The organism is Thiobacillus denitrificans, from assembly GCF_001530125.1.
GTDB lineage: Bacteria > Pseudomonadota > Gammaproteobacteria > Burkholderiales > Thiobacillaceae > Thiobacillus > Thiobacillus denitrificans_C.
Genome location: NZ_LDUG01000053.1, coordinates 1 through 16,177, shown reverse-complemented (window position 1 = coordinate 16,177; position 16,177 = coordinate 1). Strand labels below are relative to the sequence as shown.

General features: G+C 67.4%; 15 protein-coding genes, 1 tRNA gene and 2 pseudogenes. 1 reads left to right on the top strand and 17 read right to left on the bottom strand.

The genetic code is table 11. From position 1 onward, the window contains the following. From metK to ABW22_RS15315, 3 genes and pseudogenes are all read right to left on the bottom strand, one after another. Positions 1–818 (bottom strand): annotated as a pseudogene (metK, locus tag ABW22_RS15325) (methionine adenosyltransferase); the annotation flags it as partial. Positions 819–853: 35 nt separating this feature from the next. After that, positions 854–1,963 carry a methyltransferase gene (locus tag ABW22_RS15320; RefSeq protein ID WP_419184930.1) on the bottom strand — a complete coding sequence of 370 codons (1,110 nt, stop codon included), beginning with the start codon at positions 1,961–1,963 and terminating at the stop codon, positions 854–856. Between the two features lie 137 nt (positions 1,964–2,100). Further along, positions 2,101–2,841 carry a pteridine reductase gene (locus tag ABW22_RS15315; protein ID WP_059758809.1) on the bottom strand — a complete coding sequence of 247 codons (741 nt, stop codon included), beginning with the start codon at positions 2,839–2,841 and terminating at the stop codon, positions 2,101–2,103. 74 nt (positions 2,842–2,915) lie between these two features. Here ABW22_RS15315 and ABW22_RS15310 point away from each other — a divergent pair, with 74 nt between their 5' ends. Next, positions 2,916–4,061: a class I SAM-dependent methyltransferase gene (locus ABW22_RS15310; RefSeq protein WP_059758806.1), complete on the top strand. Its 1,146-nt coding sequence runs from the start codon at positions 2,916–2,918 to the stop codon at positions 4,059–4,061. 157 nt (positions 4,062–4,218) lie between these two features. On the opposite strand, the gene ABW22_RS15305 is transcribed toward ABW22_RS15310, so the two are convergent. From ABW22_RS15305 to ABW22_RS15240, 14 genes and pseudogenes are all read right to left on the bottom strand, one after another. Beyond that, positions 4,219–5,076 (bottom strand): HlyC/CorC family transporter, encoded by an 858-nt coding sequence (locus ABW22_RS15305; RefSeq protein WP_059758803.1) that lies wholly within the window; start codon positions 5,074–5,076, stop codon positions 4,219–4,221. An 11-nt stretch (positions 5,077–5,087) separates the two neighbouring features. Then, positions 5,088–5,558, bottom strand: a complete 471-nt coding sequence (gene ybeY, locus ABW22_RS15300; protein WP_059758800.1) for an rRNA maturation RNase YbeY — start codon at positions 5,556–5,558, stop codon at positions 5,088–5,090. Between the two features lie 145 nt (positions 5,559–5,703). Next, positions 5,704–6,660: a PhoH family protein gene (locus ABW22_RS15295; protein WP_059758797.1), complete on the bottom strand. Its 957-nt coding sequence runs from the start codon at positions 6,658–6,660 to the stop codon at positions 5,704–5,706. Then, the gene (gene miaB, locus ABW22_RS15290; RefSeq protein ID WP_059758982.1) at positions 6,657–8,000 is read right to left on the bottom strand and encodes a tRNA (N6-isopentenyl adenosine(37)-C2)-methylthiotransferase MiaB; all 1,344 of its coding nucleotides are present in this window, start codon (positions 7,998–8,000) and stop codon (positions 6,657–6,659) included. Before miaB ends, ABW22_RS15295 begins: the two co-directional genes overlap by 4 nt. 365 nt (positions 8,001–8,365) lie before the next feature. Then, positions 8,366–8,442, bottom strand: a tRNA-Met gene (locus tag ABW22_RS15285). A gap of 121 nt (positions 8,443–8,563) precedes the next feature. Beyond that, the gene (locus tag ABW22_RS15280; protein WP_059758794.1) at positions 8,564–9,118 is read right to left on the bottom strand and encodes a hypothetical protein; all 555 of its coding nucleotides are present in this window, start codon (positions 9,116–9,118) and stop codon (positions 8,564–8,566) included. A 50-nt stretch (positions 9,119–9,168) separates the two neighbouring features. Further along, entirely contained in the window at positions 9,169–10,101 is a 933-nt protein-coding gene (gene gluQRS / locus ABW22_RS15275) for a tRNA glutamyl-Q(34) synthetase GluQRS (protein ID WP_059758791.1), read from the bottom strand. 7 nt (positions 10,102–10,108) lie between these two features. Then, entirely contained in the window at positions 10,109–11,293 is a 1,185-nt protein-coding gene (locus tag ABW22_RS15270; RefSeq protein WP_059758978.1) for a glycosyltransferase, read from the bottom strand. Between the two features lie 45 nt (positions 11,294–11,338). Beyond that, positions 11,339–12,070: an adenosylcobinamide-GDP ribazoletransferase gene (gene cobS, locus ABW22_RS15265; protein WP_059758788.1), complete on the bottom strand. Its 732-nt coding sequence runs from the start codon at positions 12,068–12,070 to the stop codon at positions 11,339–11,341. After that, on the bottom strand, positions 12,058–12,666 hold the full coding sequence (locus ABW22_RS15260) for a histidine phosphatase family protein (RefSeq protein ID WP_157648675.1): 609 nt from the start codon (positions 12,664–12,666) through the stop codon (positions 12,058–12,060). Before ABW22_RS15260 ends, cobS begins: the two co-directional genes overlap by 13 nt. Then, the gene (gene cobT, locus ABW22_RS15255; protein ID WP_059758783.1) at positions 12,659–13,702 is read right to left on the bottom strand and encodes a nicotinate-nucleotide--dimethylbenzimidazole phosphoribosyltransferase; all 1,044 of its coding nucleotides are present in this window, start codon (positions 13,700–13,702) and stop codon (positions 12,659–12,661) included. The genes ABW22_RS15260 and cobT overlap by 8 nt, the downstream gene beginning before the upstream one ends. Beyond that, entirely contained in the window at positions 13,699–14,217 is a 519-nt protein-coding gene (cobU, locus tag ABW22_RS15250; protein ID WP_059758780.1) for a bifunctional adenosylcobinamide kinase/adenosylcobinamide-phosphate guanylyltransferase, read from the bottom strand. The genes cobT and cobU overlap by 4 nt, the downstream gene beginning before the upstream one ends. Then, on the bottom strand, positions 14,211–15,671 hold the full coding sequence (locus ABW22_RS15245) for a cobyric acid synthase (RefSeq protein ID WP_059758777.1): 1,461 nt from the start codon (positions 15,669–15,671) through the stop codon (positions 14,211–14,213). The genes cobU and ABW22_RS15245 overlap by 7 nt, the downstream gene beginning before the upstream one ends. A gap of 135 nt (positions 15,672–15,806) precedes the next feature. Continuing rightward, positions 15,807–16,177: pseudogene (locus tag ABW22_RS15240) on the bottom strand (threonine-phosphate decarboxylase); the annotation flags it as partial.

The following is a 16,177-nucleotide window of genomic DNA, read 5'->3' as shown; positions in this document are numbered from 1 at the left end:
CCCGAAAATGCGCCGCCGCCATGCGGGCAGGAACCGCCATAGGTGTCGACGATGATCTTGCGGCCGGTGAGGCCGGTGTCGCCATTGGGGCCGCCAATTTCGAAGGGGCCGGCGGGATTGACCCACAGCTTGAAGGTCGGGGTGCGTAGCGCCATCGGCACCAGGGGGTCGATGATTTCGCGCGTGACTTCCTGCGTGACCCAGACCGGGTCGAGATCGCGCTCGATCTGGGTGGAGATGATCACGTTTTCGATGCCGGCCACCTGGTGGCCTTCGTAGGCGACGGTGACCTGGCTTTTTGCGTCGGGGCGCAACCAGGGCAAGGCGCCGGATTTGCGCAGTTCGGCCTGTTTTTGCACCAGGCGATGCGCCAACCAGACCGGGTAGGGCATCAGGTCCGGCGTTTCGTCGCAGGCATAGCCGAACATCAGCCCCTGGTCGCCGGCGCCGATGTCGCCGCCGGCCAGGGTGATGCCTTTGTGAATCTGGATCGACTGGTGATTGAAGCGCACCTGCACTTCGCAGGTGTTGGGGTCGATGCCGGTTTCGGTATCGCGATAACCGATGTCGCGCAGCACCTGGCGGGCGATCGCCTCGGCACGGCCCTGAATCTCGTCGAAGAGTTCCTTGCGGACGGTTTTGAATTCGCCCGCAATCACCACCAGATTGTCGGCCACGAAGGTTTCGCAGGCCACTTTGGCCGCGGGCTCTTCGGCCAGAAACGCGTCCAGGATGGCGTCCGAAATCTGGTCGGCGATTTTGTCCGGATGGCCTTCCGACACGGACTCGGAGGTAAACAAATGGCGGCGGGGGTTCATGGTGCGGTTCCTGTGAAGCGTGGTGCGTTTATTGGTTAAAGGTTTCGTGCCGTGAGGCGCCAGAGCGACGTCACCTCGGCCGCGCGCGCGGCGTGGAGCGGATCGGCGGCATCCGAGGCGCGGGGATGCGTGGGTTTAGTGTCCAGCCGCCCCACTACGTTCAAACCCGCAGCGTCGAACGCAGCCAGCAAGGCCTCCCGCGAGCGCAGCCCCAGGTGCTCGGCCAGGTCCGACAGGATCAGCCAGCCTTCGCCGCCCGGCTCCAGATGCGCCGCCAACCCGTTCAAAAAGCCCAGCAGCATGCGGCTCTCCGGATCGTAGATCGCGCGTTCGATCGGCGAGTTGGCGCGCGCGGGCAGCCACGGCGGATTGCAGACGATGAGCGGCGCGCGCCCTTGCGGGAAGAGATCGGCCTCGACAACATCCACCCGCCCTTTCAGTCCAAGCCGGGCGATATTCTGGCGCGCGCACGCCAGGGCACGCGGGTCCTGGTCGGTGGCGATGACATGCTTGACACCTCTCTTGGCAAGCACCGCAGCGAGCACACCGGTTCCCGTGCCGATGTCGAAGGCCAGCTTCGATGACGGCAGCGGTGCCTCGGCCACCAGCCCCACGTACTCGCCACGTACCGGCGAAAATACGCCGTAGTGCGGGTGGATGCGGTCGCCGAGCGCCGGGACATCGACGCCGGTTTTGCGCCACTCGTGTGAGCCGATCACGCCGAGCAACTCACGCAGCGAGACCACCGAGGGCACCTCGCCCTCACCATAGGCTTCGGCGCAAGCCTCTTTCACATTCAGTGCGCGGCGCAAGGGAATGCTGAAATCCGCCTCCAGGGGCACCAGCAGCATGCCCAAGGTGCGGGCACGCTGCGACTTGGCCTGGCGATGAAAGTTGAAGGCTTCGATCGGCGACGCAGCGGCTTTGCGCGGTTTGCGGTCGATGCGGCGCGCGATGGCCTGCAGCAATTGACGCGCATTCTGAAAGTCGCCGCGCCACAGCAGCGCGGTGCCCTCGCTGGCCAGGCGATAGGCCGCATCGGCCGTGATACGGTCGTCTGCGAGCACCACGCGCTTGGGCGCTGGCGCGCCGCTCTCGGCGCGCCAGCGGGCAGACCGGCTCTCGTCTACTTCAGTCCAGCTCACTTCAGAAACCATAATGTCAGGCACGGCGGGGATACCACGAATAGTGATGGGCGGCGCCTGGAGCCTGTTTCACCGTGAAGGGTGAAACGTCCAGGCAAAGATAAGTGATTACAGATTTTCGTCGGGCTGACGCGTCATCAAAGCTTCGCGCTGCGCCCGCCGTCCACCGCCAGGATCTGCCCCGTCACGAAGTACGTGTCCATCGCGAAGAAACGCACCGCCAGCGCAATGTCGTGGGGATCGCCGGCGCGTTTCAGCATGGTGTGCGAGATGATGCGCTGGCGCGAGACCTCGTCGAAATTCGAGTCGCCCTCGGGCCACATGATCGGTCCCGGGGCGATGCCGTTGACGCGCACTTCGGGTGCGAGCTCGCGCGCCAGCGATTTGGTGAGCCCGACCAGGCCCGCCTTGGCGACGGAATAGACGACGTAGTTTTTCATCGGCCGCTCGGCGTGGATGTCGGTGATATTGATGATGCAGCCGTGGCGTTTCTTCAGTTCGGGGGCGGCGGCCTGCGACAGGAACATGGGCGCCTTGAGGTTGCTGCCCATGAGGTCGGTCCAGTCCTTTTCGGTGATGTCGCCGACCGGGGTGGGATAAAAGCTCGACGCATTGTTGAGCAGCACGTCGAGGCCGCCGAAGGTAGCGACGGTCTGGTGAACCAGACTCGGCAGCCCGCCGGTGTCGTGCAGGTCGGCCTGGATCAGCGCGACCGAATCGGGGCGGATGGCATTGAGCTCATCCTGCAGCGCGCGCGCCTCGGTTGCCGAGCTGCGGTAGTGAATCATCAGGTTGGCGCCCGCAGCGTGCAGCAGGCGCGCCGACGCCGCGCCCACACGCTTGGCCCCGCCGGTAATCAATACGACTTTGCCTTGCATTGGGATTCGCCCTTATAGTCGCGTGATTCTGGATTATCCAATCTTTCCGCATTATCCATGAAGTCATCTGCCGCATGCTGCCCGCCCCCACCCCTGACGCCCTTGCCCACAGCCAGCGCGTGACCGCGCATCTGCGCGCGCTGATCGACGACGCCGGCGGCTGGATTTCGTTTGCGCAGTTTATGGAAGCGGCGCTCTATGCGCCCGGCCTGGGCTACTACGCAGCCGGGGCGATGAAGTTCGGCGCGGCGGGCGACTTTGTCACCGCGCCGGAACTGAGCCCGCTGTTCGGCCGCACCCTGGCGCACGCGATTGCGCCGGTGCTGGTGGAAACGGATGGCGAGGTGCTGGAACTGGGCGCCGGCAGCGGACGGCTGGCGGTGGATGTGCTGGGCGAACTGGAGCGTCTCGATGCGTTGCCGGCGCGTTATTGCATCCTGGAAGTGAGTGCCGACCTGCGCGCGCGCCAGCAGAAAGCCATTGCGCACGAACTGCCGCAGTTTGCCGAGCGGGTACGCTGGCTGGACGCGCTGCCCGCGCATTTCAGCGGGGTCATCCTCGGCAACGAAGTGCTCGACGCGCTGCCGGTGGAGCTGGTGAACTGGACAGAAGATGCGCCGCTTTCACGCGGCGTGATCGTGGAAGGCGATGCATTCGCCTGGCAGGACCGGCCGATCGGCGACCCGCTGCTGCGCGCCCGTGCCGACGCGCTGAATCTCGCGCCCGGCTATCTATCCGAAATCAATCTGGCGGCCGACGCGCTGATCGCCTCGCTCGCCCATGTCATGGATCGCGGCCTGATCCTGATGATCGACTACGGCTTCAGCGCCAACGAGTACTACCACCCGCAGCGCCACATGGGCACGCTACGCGCGCATTACCGCCACCATGCGCTGGACGATCCGTTTTATCTGCCGGGCTTGTGCGACCTCACCGCGCACGTCGATTTCAGCGCGGTGGCGCGGGCTGGAATGGCGGCGAGGCTGGAACTCGACGGCTACACCAGCCAGGCGAGTTTTCTGTTGAACAGCGGCCTGACCGAGCTGCTGATGCAGACGCCGCCCGCCGATGCGGCGACCTATCTGCCGCAGGCGAATGCGGTGCAGCGCCTGGTGTCGCCGGCCGAGATGGGCGAATTGTTCAAAGTGATCGGGCTGAGCAAGGGCGGGATTGCGCTGCTGGCGGGATTAGCGCGCGGGGATCGGCGGCATAGCCTGTGATCCCACGTCGCCCGGGACAGGTAGGAACGGCGCCCTCGCCGCGAATTTCGCACCATCACAACCTCCACGGCTTCGGCCCGAGAGCGGGCCTCCTACAACAGCGCGCACCCTACAACCAACATTCTGGATTGCTTCGCTCCGCTCGCAATGACAAGGTTTACATCAGCGGCGGCTGCGCGTCCTCTGCCGGCGGCAGGCGGGTCACGCGCACGGCGTGCAGGCGGCGGCTGTCGGCGCGCAAGATGCTAAACAGGAAGCCGTCGAACTGGACCGATTCGCCGCGCTTGGGCAGGTGACCGAAGCGCGAGACGACGAGGCCGCCGACGGTGTCGAATTCCTCGTCGGAAAAATGCGCACCGAGGGTCTGGTTGAAGTCGTCGATTTCGGTGGCTGCTTTCACCCGGAACACGCCTTCGTTTTCGCGGATGATGTTGTCCTCGGTTTCATCGAAGTCGTATTCGTCCTCGATGTCGCCGACGATCTGCTCCAGCACGTCCTCGATCGTCACCAGCCCGGCGACGCCGCCGTATTCGTCGACGACGATGGCGATGTGGTTGCGGTTGGAGCGGAACTCCTTCAGCAGCACGTTGAGCCGCTTCGATTCGGGGATGAACACGACCGGGCGCAGCATGCCGCGGATGTCGCTGTCGGCCTCGGCGTAGTGCCGCAGCAGGTCCTTCGCCAGCAGAATGCCGATGACGTCGTCGCGGTCCTTGTCGATGACCGGGAAGCGCGAGTGCGCGGTTTCGATGACACGGGGAATGAAGTCTTCGGGCGCATCGTTGATGTCGATGACATCCATCTGCGCGCGCGGAATCATGATTTCGCCGGCGCGCATTTCGGACACCTGCAGCACGCCCTCGATCATCGCCAGGGCATCGGCATCCATCAGATTGTTTTCGTAGGCGCCGTGCAGCAATTCGATCAGCTGTTCACGGTCTTCGGGTTCGCGCATCAGCCAGTGGGAGATGCGCTCGAGCAAGCTCGGTTTGGGACTACTACTGTCGGACTCCATGCGGGTAATGGTCAGGAAGAATAGGGATTGGGGATATGGAACTGCTTCAGTATAACGGCTTCGCGTGATTCCATGATTTCGGCCTCCGCCGGGTCGATATGATCGTAGCCCTGCAGGTGCAGCACGCCGTGGATGGTCAGGTGGGCGTAATGATGCTTGAGCGGCTTGTTCTGTTCGCGCGCCTCGCGCTCGACCACCGGCGCGCAGACCACCACGTCGCCGCCCAGCACGCCGTGCCCTGATTCATCGTGGCCGATTTCGCCGTATTCGAAGGTCAGGACGTTGGGCACGTAGGCGCGGTCGCGGTAGTCCTGGTTAAGCGCCTGCGCTTCCTCGGCGTCGACGATGCGGACGGTGATCTCGGCGGCGTGCTCCAAGGCAGCGGCGACCCAGCGGCGGACTTGTGCGCGGCTGGGAAGCGCATCGGCCTCGCTGGCGAACTGCACGGACAGGCTGAATTCAGGATTAGTGCCTCGACCCATAAGTTAGCGTAATGCCGAGACGCGCATCCGCGCGCCGGGTGCGCGAAGCGAACCGCAGCAATAGCCGTAGCTATTGCGAGGATGAGCGACAAAGCAACCGGTGATGCGAGGCGCGTCGAACATAGCGAACTTGTGGGTCGAGGCGCTAACCACGCGCTTCCGTTTCCGCGCGGCGCGCGGCATAGGCATCGACGATGCGGCCGACCAGCGGATGGCGCACCACGTCTTCGGACAGGAAATGGGTGAAGGCGATGCCGCGCACGTCGGCCAGCACCTCGGCAGCATCCACCAGACCGGATTTCACATGCTTGGGCAGATCGATCTGCGTCGGGTCGCCGGTCACCACCGCGCGCGCGCCGAAACCGATGCGGGTGAGGAACATCTGCATCTGCTCGGCCGTGGTGTTCTGCGCCTCGTCGAGGATGATGAAGGCGTGATTCAATGTGCGGCCGCGCATGAAGGCGAGCGGCGCCACTTCGATGGCGTGGCGCTCGATCAGCCTTGTGACCTTGTCGAAGCCCATCAGGTCGTACAGCGCGTCGTACATCGGGCGCAGGTAGGGATCGACCTTCTGCGTGAGGTCGCCCGGCAGGAAGCCCAGCCGCTCGCCTGCTTCCACTGCCGGGCGCGTCAAGACCAGGCGCTTCACCTGCTCGCGCTCCAGCGCGTCGACCGCGCAGGCGACGGCCAGATAGGTCTTGCCGGTGCCGGCCGGACCGATGCCGAAGGTGATGTCGTGGCTGCGGATCTGCTCGATGTACTCGCCCTGGCGCGGGGTACGCGCGCGCAGGTCGGCGCGGCGGGTGCGCAGCGCGGGGCCTTCCTCGTCGGCACGGCCGCGGGTGATTTCGACCAGGCCGAGCTGGATGTCGTCCAGGCTCAGCGTATCGTGCGCGCGGTTGTAGAAATGCTCGATCGCCGTCGCGCCTTTTTCCGCCTGCGCGGCGTCGCCGCTGACGCGGAAGCTGGCACCGCGGCGGCCGATGGTGACGTCGAACGCCGCTTCGATCTGGCGCAGGTTCTCGTCCATCGGCCCGCACAGGTTGGCCAGCCGCCGGTTGTCTTCCGGGGCCAGCCGCAGTTCAAAGATGTCGGTTTTCAAGAGAGGGCGCTTTCAAGCGTGACGACTTCGCCGCGCAGGCTGTGCGGCAGGGCCTGGGTGACGTCGACGTCGACGAACTGCCCGAGCAGGCGCGGCTGGCCGGCGAAGTTGACGATGCGGTTGTTGTCGGTGCGGCCGGCGAGTTCTTCCGCATTTTTTTTGGCGTGGCCCTCGACCAGCACGCGCTGCACGGTGCCGACCATGGCCTGGTTCACCTTCTGCGCCTGCGCCTCGATCCGCGCCTGCAGCTTCATCAGGCGCTGGGTTTTCAGTGCGGCCGGCACGTCGTCCGGGTAGTCCGCCGCCGGCGTGCCGGGGCGCTTGCTATAAATGAAGGAGAAGCTGGCGTCGAAATCGAGTTCCTCGATGAGCGCCATCGTCGCCTCGAAGTCGGCCTCGGTTTCGCCGGGAAAGCCGATGATGAAATCCGACGACAGGCACAGGTCGGGCCGCTGTTCGCGCAGCTTGCGCACGATGGACTTGAATTCGAGCACGGTGTAGCCGCGCTTCATCGCCGCCAGAATGCGGTCGGAGCCGGACTGCACCGGCAGATGCAGATGCGACACCAGCTTGGGCAGCTTGCCGTACGCCTCGAACAGCCGCTGCGTCATTTCGCGCGGATGGCTGGTGGTGTACCTGATTCGTTCAACGCCGGGAATCTCGTGAACCATTTCCAGCAGGAACGCGAAGTCGGCGGTGCCGCCCTCCTCCAGCGCCCCCCGCCAGGCGTTGACGTTCTGCCCCAGCAGCGTGACTTCCTTCACCCCACGCCCGGCAAGGTCGGCCACTTCGGCGATGACGTCGTCGAACGGGCGCGAGACTTCCTCGCCGCGGGTGTAGGGCACCACGCAGAACGTGCAGTATTTGGAGCAGCCTTCCATGATCGAGACGAAGGCTGACGCGCCTTCGACGCGCGCAGGCGGCAAGTGGTCGAATTTCTCGATTTCGGGAAAACTGATGTCGACCTGGGCGCGGCCGGTCGCGCGGCGTTGAGCGATCAGCTCGGGCAGGCGGTGCAGCGTCTGCGGGCCGAACACCACGTCGACGAAGGGCGCGCGCGCGACGATCGCCGCGCCTTCCTGGCTGGCCACGCAGCCGCCGACACCGATGATGAGGTTGGGGTTGGCGGCTTTCAGGTGACGCACCCGGCCGAGGTCGTGGAACACCTTCTCCTGCGCCTTTTCGCGCACCGAACAGGTATTGAACAGGATCACGTCGGCGTCTTCCGGCGTATCGGTCTTGACCAGGCCGTCGGACGCATTGAGCACGTCGGCCATTTTGTCCGAGTCGTACTCGTTCATCTGACAGCCGAAGGTTTTGATGTAGATTTTTTTCATGATCCTAGCAACCGTGGTCGGACGCGCCCGATGGTGCGTTTGGGCGGGTGTCTGCCGCATACGATTCCACTATGGGCTTCAGCCCATAGTGGATCGGAGTCCTTTAGGGCGAAGCAACGACGCAGCCTACCGGGGTAGGCAAGGAGGCGCGACAAAGGCAGGCGCGCGACCGGACGTGCCAGCGGGTGCGTAGCGTTGCCCGCTTCCAGCGGAGTGCCCGGAAGACCCGTAACTCTGCATTCGTGCGGGCTTGATCGAGGTAGAAAGCGGTCGACTACGGTTGCTGGGATCATATGCCGGGACAGTGAATAGACTGGGGGCGGGGATTTCGCCGCTGCCTTTGATTCAAGCGGCAGCGAAATGGAATGTGGTGGTGATGAGTGGACTTGAACCACCGACCCCCGGATTATGAATCCGATGCTCTAACCGACTGAGCTACATCACCGCGTACAACGAATTTTTCGGTACAGCCTGTCGCCGAAAAGTCGAGCATTTTAGCTGATCGCGGCGCCCCCTGTCAAAGCGCCCTGCACGCCTGCATCGTGGCGATGCCAAGCCTGGCGAGATTACTGCGGCCGCAGCTTGGCCAGTTCGTCGAGCAGGCTGACCAGCAGCTCGCGTCCCAGCGGTCCCATGCCGGCGACCAGCTGGTCGGTATCGCGCTCGCCGTTGACCAGCCGGCGCATGCGCCCGCCCAGCAAGGCCATGTCGCCGCCCGCCTTCATCATCTGCTCGGCCATGTTGGCAAGTACCAACATCGCCTGCGCATCGCCGCGCGCCGAGGCGTCGATCAGCGCGGCAAGCCCGGGGGCGGCGGAACTGCCATCGGGCTGGACGTCGAGCGGCGGCAGGGTCGCGGGGTTGTCGATGCCGCGCAGGATGGCGTCGAGCAGGATGCTGTCTTCCTCGTCCAGCCCGAGCTTGATCGAGGGGTCGCGACGGCCGTTGATGACGTGGCGCAGCGCGCCGACCAGCCGCGCCCAGCCGGCCTGCTCGGCGGCGTCGAGCTGCTTCATCAGGTCGGGCAGTTGGCTGCGGTCGCGCAAGGCATTGACGACGGTGTGGATGAAGGACGCGTGGACGCGCAGGACTTGTTCGACGGCGGAGGGGAGCTGGGCCATGGCAGGGGTCAGGGGTCAGGGGTCAGGGGTCAGGGGTCAGGGGTCAGGGGTCAGGGGTCAGGCAAATTGTCGGGCGCTTGGCCCGGGTTGGCAACCGCGGGCCGGATCGGCACGTTTTCGATTTGCCAGTGGGCGCTTGCCCACGCCAACTGTTCGGCCGGCTCGGCGCCCGCCAGTTCGGCCGGGACAGGGTGGCCGAGCGCGGCGAGCGCCTGCGCCATCACGGCGCCGCGTCCCGTTTCGGGCAGGGCGGGGGCCAGGGTCTGCTTGGACAGCTTCTGTCCGGCGGCGTTGGTGATGAGCGGCACGTGCGCATAGATCGGCGTCGGCAGGCCGAGCAGGGTTTGCAGATAAATCTGGCGCGGGGTGTTCCACAGCAGGTCGGCGCCGCGCACGACGTGGGTGACGCCCTGGAACGCGTCGTCGACCACCACCGCGAGCTGGTAGGCAAACAGGCCGTCGGCGCGCCTGACGATGAAATCGCCCACCTCATGGGCCAGGTTCTGCTGCAGCTCGCCGTGGATGCGGTCGTGAAAGCGGGTACTCACATCCGGCACCCTCACCCGCCACGCACGGGCCACTGCGCCGGCTGGCAAGCCGTTGCGGCAGGTGCCGGGATAAAGGATCTCGCCGTCGTGGTTGCGCGGCGCCTGCGCGAGCTGGCTGCGGGTGCAGGCACAGGGATACACCACCGCACCGATTGCCTGCAGCGCGGCGAGGGCGGCAGCATAGGCATCGTCGCGCTGCGTCTGGTAGAGCACCGCACCGTCCCAGTGCAAACCATAGGTTTCCAGCTGGCGCAGGATGGTGTCCGCAGCCCCGGGTTCGCAGCGGGGGAAATCGAGATCTTCCATGCGCAGCAGCCAGCGCCCGCCGGCCGCGCGGGCGTCGAGCCGGCTCGCCACCGCAGCGACGAGCGAGCCTGCATGCAGGGGACCGGTGGGGGACGGCGCGAAGCGCCCGACATAGCGTGTGGAATTCACCCGGCCATTATGCCGCGCGCGGAATCCGTTCCAAATGCCTGCCAAATTTCGGATGCAGGTTTTGATAGAGCGCGAGGATGGCTTCGCACATGCGCGACTCGCTCCAGCCTGCGGCATAGGCCTTGCCCGCCGCGCCGAGCGCCTGCGCGGCCGCGCGATCGGCGAGCAGCGGAATCAGCACCTGGGCAAAGCCCGCGACATCGTCCGGCGCAATGCGGCAGCCCTGTCCTTCCTTGAGCACATCCTTCGTGCCCATTTCGGCCAGGCCCACCACCGGCACACCGAGCGCCATCGCCTCCAGCAGCACCAGGCCCTGGGTTTCGGTTTTGGAGGCGAAGACAAAGACATTCGCCGCGCAGTAGCAGGCGGGCAGTTCGGTCTTGCGCTCGAGGTAGCCGACGAAGCGCACGTTGTGGGTGAGCCCGCGTTTCGCCACCGCGCGCTCCAGCGACGCACGCGCAGGGCCTTCGCCGGCGATCACCAGCAGCACGTCGGGCAATTCGTGTCGCACCTGCCCGGTCACCCGCAGCAGAAAATCCAGGTTCTTCTCGAATGCCACCCGCCCCACATAGGCCATCACCGGGCGCTGCGGCGCGATGCCATGGCGGGCGCGGAACGCGGGGCCATCACAATTGGCGAAGTCGGCGAGATTGAGGCCGGTGGGAATGATCTGAATCGGGCTGCTCACGCCATAGACCAGCAGCGCCTGCTTCATCGCCGACGACGGCGCGATCACCGCGCTGACGCCGTCGCATTCCTTGCGCGAGATCATCCGCGCGGCGGCCGCCAGCCACACCTTCGGCAGGAACGGCAGGTAGTGGTGGAAGTATTCCTCGAACAGGGTGTGGTAGGTCTCCACGCACGGCAGGCCATGCTTGCGCGCCCAGCGCACCCCGGCGCGGTGGGCCAGAAACGGCGTGTGGAGATGGACGAGATCGAAATCGGCGGGATCGAGATGATCCAGCGCGGCGGCCAGCGCGCGCGGATGCATCAGCCGGTCTTCCGGATCGCGCGGAATCGGCCAGCCCGGCACCCGCACGATGCCGGCCTCGGCCACTGTGGCCGGATAATCCGGCGCCACCAGCACGCTCTCGTGTCCCGCTGCGGCCAGCGCCTGCCGCAAGGTTTGAATCGACGTCGACACGCCGTTAACGCGTGGGAAGTACACGTCGGACACCATCAGGATACGCATGCCGAACTCCACCTGGGGCAAAGCCTGCGTTGTATTGCAAGACGGTTACAGGATGATGACCGCGAAAAAAACACCCACCAGCAGCAAGGCCCCGGATTCGCACCACTCGATGCCCGCACCCAGGATGTCGCCGGTTTGTCCGCCCAGCTTGAGCCGCATCCAGATGCCCCAGAGCAGGGCCGGAATCAATGCGGCGAAAGCGAGCGGCGAAGCGGCACTGATGGCCGTCAACGCCAGGCCGCCCGCGATCCAGCCCGCCCGCTTGCCGTGCCGGGCAAGCCGTTCCCCCAGGCCGGGCTTCAGCGGCGGCAGCAAGAGCGCCCAGCCTGCCGCCGACCAGCGCGCCCAGGCCGGGATCAGCACCAGCACCAGCCACGGCAATTCGAGCAGCAGCAGCCAGTGCAGCAGCACCAGCTTGGCCGCCAGCTGCAGCACCAGCGCAATGACGCCAAAGCTGCCCACATGCGGATCGGCCAGCACCGCCAGAAAGCGCGCCGGGTCGCGGTGCGCCGCGCCCAGCGCATCCGCGGTGTCGGCCAGGCCGTCGAGATGCAGGCCGCTGGTGATCCAGGCCCACATCACCACGCCGGCCAGCGCACCCAGCCACGGATCGAGCGCCGCGCCCAAGGCGGCGGCCAGCGCCACCGCCGCCCCCACCACTAGCCCCGCCGCCGGAAACCACACCAGCGCCCGCGCGAGTTCGGCGGGCTGAAAGTCGCGCACCTCAGGCAACGGCAGCCGCGTCAAGAACCCGAGGGCGAGGATCAATCCGCGCATCGCAAGGCCATCAACAGCGGCGGCGCGCCGGCCAGCCACGACAGGACGAAGCTGGAGCCGGGGGTCAGCGCCACGCGCGCGCGGTAGGGGTCGGTCAGCCCCAGCACCTGCGCCAGCACTGCGCGCATCGCGCCGGCGTGGGTGACGACGAGCGTGGGCGCGCGAGCGCTCTCGCCCAGCCGGGCCAGCGCCGCGCCCACCCGCGCATCCAGCGCGTCCAGCGTTTCGCCGCCGGGCGGCGCACAGCGGCGCGGATCGCGCACAAAGGCCGCATGCGCAGCGGCGTCGCGCGCGGCGGCCTGGTCCGGGCGCAGGCCTTCCCAGGCGCCGAAATCGAGTTCGTGCCAGTCCGCATCGACGCTGCAATCGATCCCCCGCTTGGCGGCGACCTCGCGCGCGAAATCGAGGCAGCGCCGCGCCGGACTGCTCACGATCGCGCCCCATGGCGGCAGGCCGGCAAGCGCGGCGTGCATCTGCTCCCGGCCAAGCGGGGTGAGCGGCGCATCGCTGCGCCCGCGGTATACGTGCGCTGCCCCCGCCACTTCGCCGTGCCGCAGAAAGCCGAGCAGCACCGGCTCAGCAGCGGGCTTAACCATTGGCCACCCCGGCTTCGGCAAACGTCGCCATGCCGGCATGCAGCGCGCACGCCAGCCGCAGCAGCGGGATGGCCGCCGCCGCCCCGCTGGCTTCGCCCAGCCGCATGTCGAGCGCGAGCAGCGGCTGCGCATCGAGTGCGCGCAAAATGGCGGCGTGACCGGACTCGGCGGAGGCGTGGGCAAACAACATCCAGTCGCGTGCGCCCGGATTCAGGCGCACCGCCAGCAGCGCCGCCGCGCTGCAGATAAAGCCGTCCACCAGCACCGGCACCCCCGCTTGCGCGGCCGCCAGATAGGCGCCTGCCAGCGCGCCGATTTCGAAGCCGCCGACCGCGCACAGCGCCTGCAGCGGGTCGGACGGCGCCGCCGCCAGGCCATGCAGCGCCAGCGCACGGTCGATAAGGGCCGCCTTGCGTGCCACCCCGGCGCTGTCGACGCCGGTGCCCGCACCGGCCAGCGCCGCGCCCGGCAATCCCAGCAGCGCACACGCCAGCGCCGCCGCCGTCGTGGTGTTGGCAATGCCCATTTCGCCGCCGATGAAGAGGTCCGCCCCGCCGGCCTGGGCACGCGCGCAGGCAGCCGCCCCGGCATCGAGTGCGGCGTGCGCCTGCGTTGCGCTCATCGCGGGCTGCCGGCAAAAATTGGCGGTGCAGCACGCCACCTGCGCCTGAATCACGCCCGCCACCGGAGAGGGGGCGAGCGTGCCGACGTCGATCACTTCGAGCGTCGCGCCGGCTTCGCGCGCAAGCACGCTGATGGCCGCGCCGCCACCGACGAAGTTGGCGAGCATTTGCTGGGTGACCGCCTGCGGAAACGCCGATACGCCCTCTTCCGCCACGCCGTGGTCGGCGGCAAAGATGCTGATCCATGGCTGCTGGATGCGCGGCAGCGCCCTGCCCTGCATCGCGGCGAGCGTGGTGGCCAGCGCCTCCAGCCGCCCCAGGCTGCCGGGCGGCTTGGTGAGCTGGGCCTGGCGCGCCAGCGCGGCTGCGCGCGCGGCCTCGTCCAGCGGTTTGGCGGCGGCGAGGGGGTTCATCGTGGGGTTCCTTTCAGGACGAGCGGCAGGCCGGCGGCCACGAACACCACGTCGTCGGCAAGCTGCGCGAGGTCCTGGTTCAGCCAGCCGGCCTCGTCGACGAAACGGCGCGTGAGTTCGCCCAGCGGGACGATGCCGAGCCCGGTTTCGTTGCTGACCAGGATCAGCTCGTCGTCGCGGCGCGCGGCCAACACGGCGAGCAGCGCGGCGCGCGCGCCGTCGAACGCAGCGAAATCCGGCTGGCACAGGCAGTTGGTCAGCCACAGCGTGAGGCAATCGACGACGATGCAGCCCGCCCCCGCCGCGCGAATCGCGCCGGCGAGATCGAGCGGCGCCTCGATCGTGGTCCAGTGCGGCGGGCGCTCGGCCTGGTGGCGCGCGATGCGGGCAGCCATTTCGGCGTCGTGCGCCTGGGCGGTGGCGATGAAGGAAACCGGTTTGCCGGTCGCTTCTGCGCGTTGCAGGGCGAGGCGGCTTTTGCCGCTGCGCGCGCCGCCGAGGATCAGCGTCAGCATGGCGCCATCCCCAGCAGGCGACGCAGGGCTTGCGTATCGAGATGGGCCTCCACCGCGTCGGCCAGGCGGTCGATGGCGGCGTCGCGCAGCGCGCCAATGTCGGGGCTGGCGGCGGCGCGCAGGCCGGCCCACGCCAGCAGCGCATCGGCCGCGGCCGGCGTGTCGAACAACCCGTGCAGATAGGTGCCGCGCACCTGGCCGTCGTCCGAAATGACGCCGTCGGGGCGCCCGTCGAGCCAGCACAGCGGTCGATTCAGCGCCGCGCCGCTGCTCACTCCGGCATGGATTTCATAGCCCGCCACCGGCGTCGTGCCGTCGGCCAGCGTGCCCGCGACCGTGCGCAGCTGCTTGCCGCCGGCGAGTGTGGTTTCGAAGTCGAGCCAGCCAAAGCCGGGGCTGCTGCCCGGCTCGCCTTCGATGCCCGCCGGGTCGTGCAGGGCGCGCCCCAGCATCTGGAAACCGCCGCAAATGCCGAGCAGTTTGCCGCCGTAACGCAGATGGCGATCCAGTGCGGCGTCCCAGCCGTGGGCGGCCAGCGCGGCGCGGTCGGTGCGCACGGTTTTCGAGCCCGGCAGGATGACCAGATCGGCGGGCGGCAGCGGCTGGTCCAGCGCGATGAAGCGCAGGTCCACCTGCGGATGGCTGCGCAGCGGATCGAAGTCGGTGTGATTGGAGATGTGCGGCAGCACCGGCACCACCACGCGCAGCGCTTCGGCCGGGACCGGCGCAGTCGCAGCGGCGGGCAGCGCGTCCTCGGCTTCGAGGTGCAGGCCGTGCAGGTAAGGCAGCACGCCGAGCACCGGCTTGCCGGTTTTCGCTTCGAGCCAGTCGAGCCCGGACTGCAGCAGCGCAAGGTCGCCGCGAAAGCGGTTGATGACGAAGCCCTTGACGCGCGCCTGCTCGGTTTCGGACAGCAGGGCCAGGGTGCCGACCAGGTGCGCGAAGACGCCGCCGCGGTCGATGTCGGCGACCAGGATCACCGGGCAGTCGGCGGCCTCGGCAAACCCCATGTTGGCGATGTCGTTGGCGCGCAGATTGATTTCCGCCGGGCTGCCCGCGCCTTCGACGATGACGGCCTGATACTGCGCGGCAAGCCGGTGGTAGGAGTCGAACACCGCCGCGCGCGCCGTCGCCTTGTAGGCGTGGTAGTCCAGCGCGTGCATGTTGCCGATGGCGTGGCCCTGGATGATGACCTGCGCGCCGGTGTCGGAATTGGGCTTCAGCAACACCGGGTTCATGTCGGTGTGCGCCGGCAACCCGCACGCCTGGGCCTGCACCGCCTGCGCCCGCCCGATCTCGCCGCCGTCGGCGGTCACCGCGCTGTTGAGCGCCATGTTCTGCGGCTTGAAGGGCGCCACGTTCACCCCCTGCCGCGCCAGCCAGCGGCACAGCGCCGTCACCAGCGCGCTTTTGCCGGCGTCGGAGGTACAGCCCTGCACCATCAACGTATTCATGCTTGATTTTTCACCACAGAGGCACAGAGATATGTTCCGCAGGGACGGTATCCCTTGGGACACGGAGAAACCCGCTTGTTTTTCCTCTGTGTCTCTGTGTCTCTGTGCCTCTGTGGTTCAAGGGTTTGGGGGATTTCATCCGGCCAATGCTGCGGCGAGCCGCGCCCAGTCGGTTTCGTGCCGCGGCAGCCCGAAGCGCAGGCTGGGCGGATCGGCAAACAAACGGGTCAGAATGCCCTGCCGCGCCAGGCGTTCGTGCCAGCCGGCGGCGTCTGCGGTGCGCACCCACTGGAACAGCGCGGTGCCGCCTGCCGGCGCCAACCCGTGGCGGCGCAGCAGATCGGCCAGACGCGCCCCCGCCGCCAGCAGAGCCGCACGCGCGGCCTGCTGCCAGGCGGTGTCGGCCAGCGCGGCGCGCGCCACCCAGCGCGACGGCGCGCTCACCGCCCACGGCCCCAGCCGGGCCTCCAGCGCGTCGAGCAGGGCCGGCTCGGCCAGCACGAAAC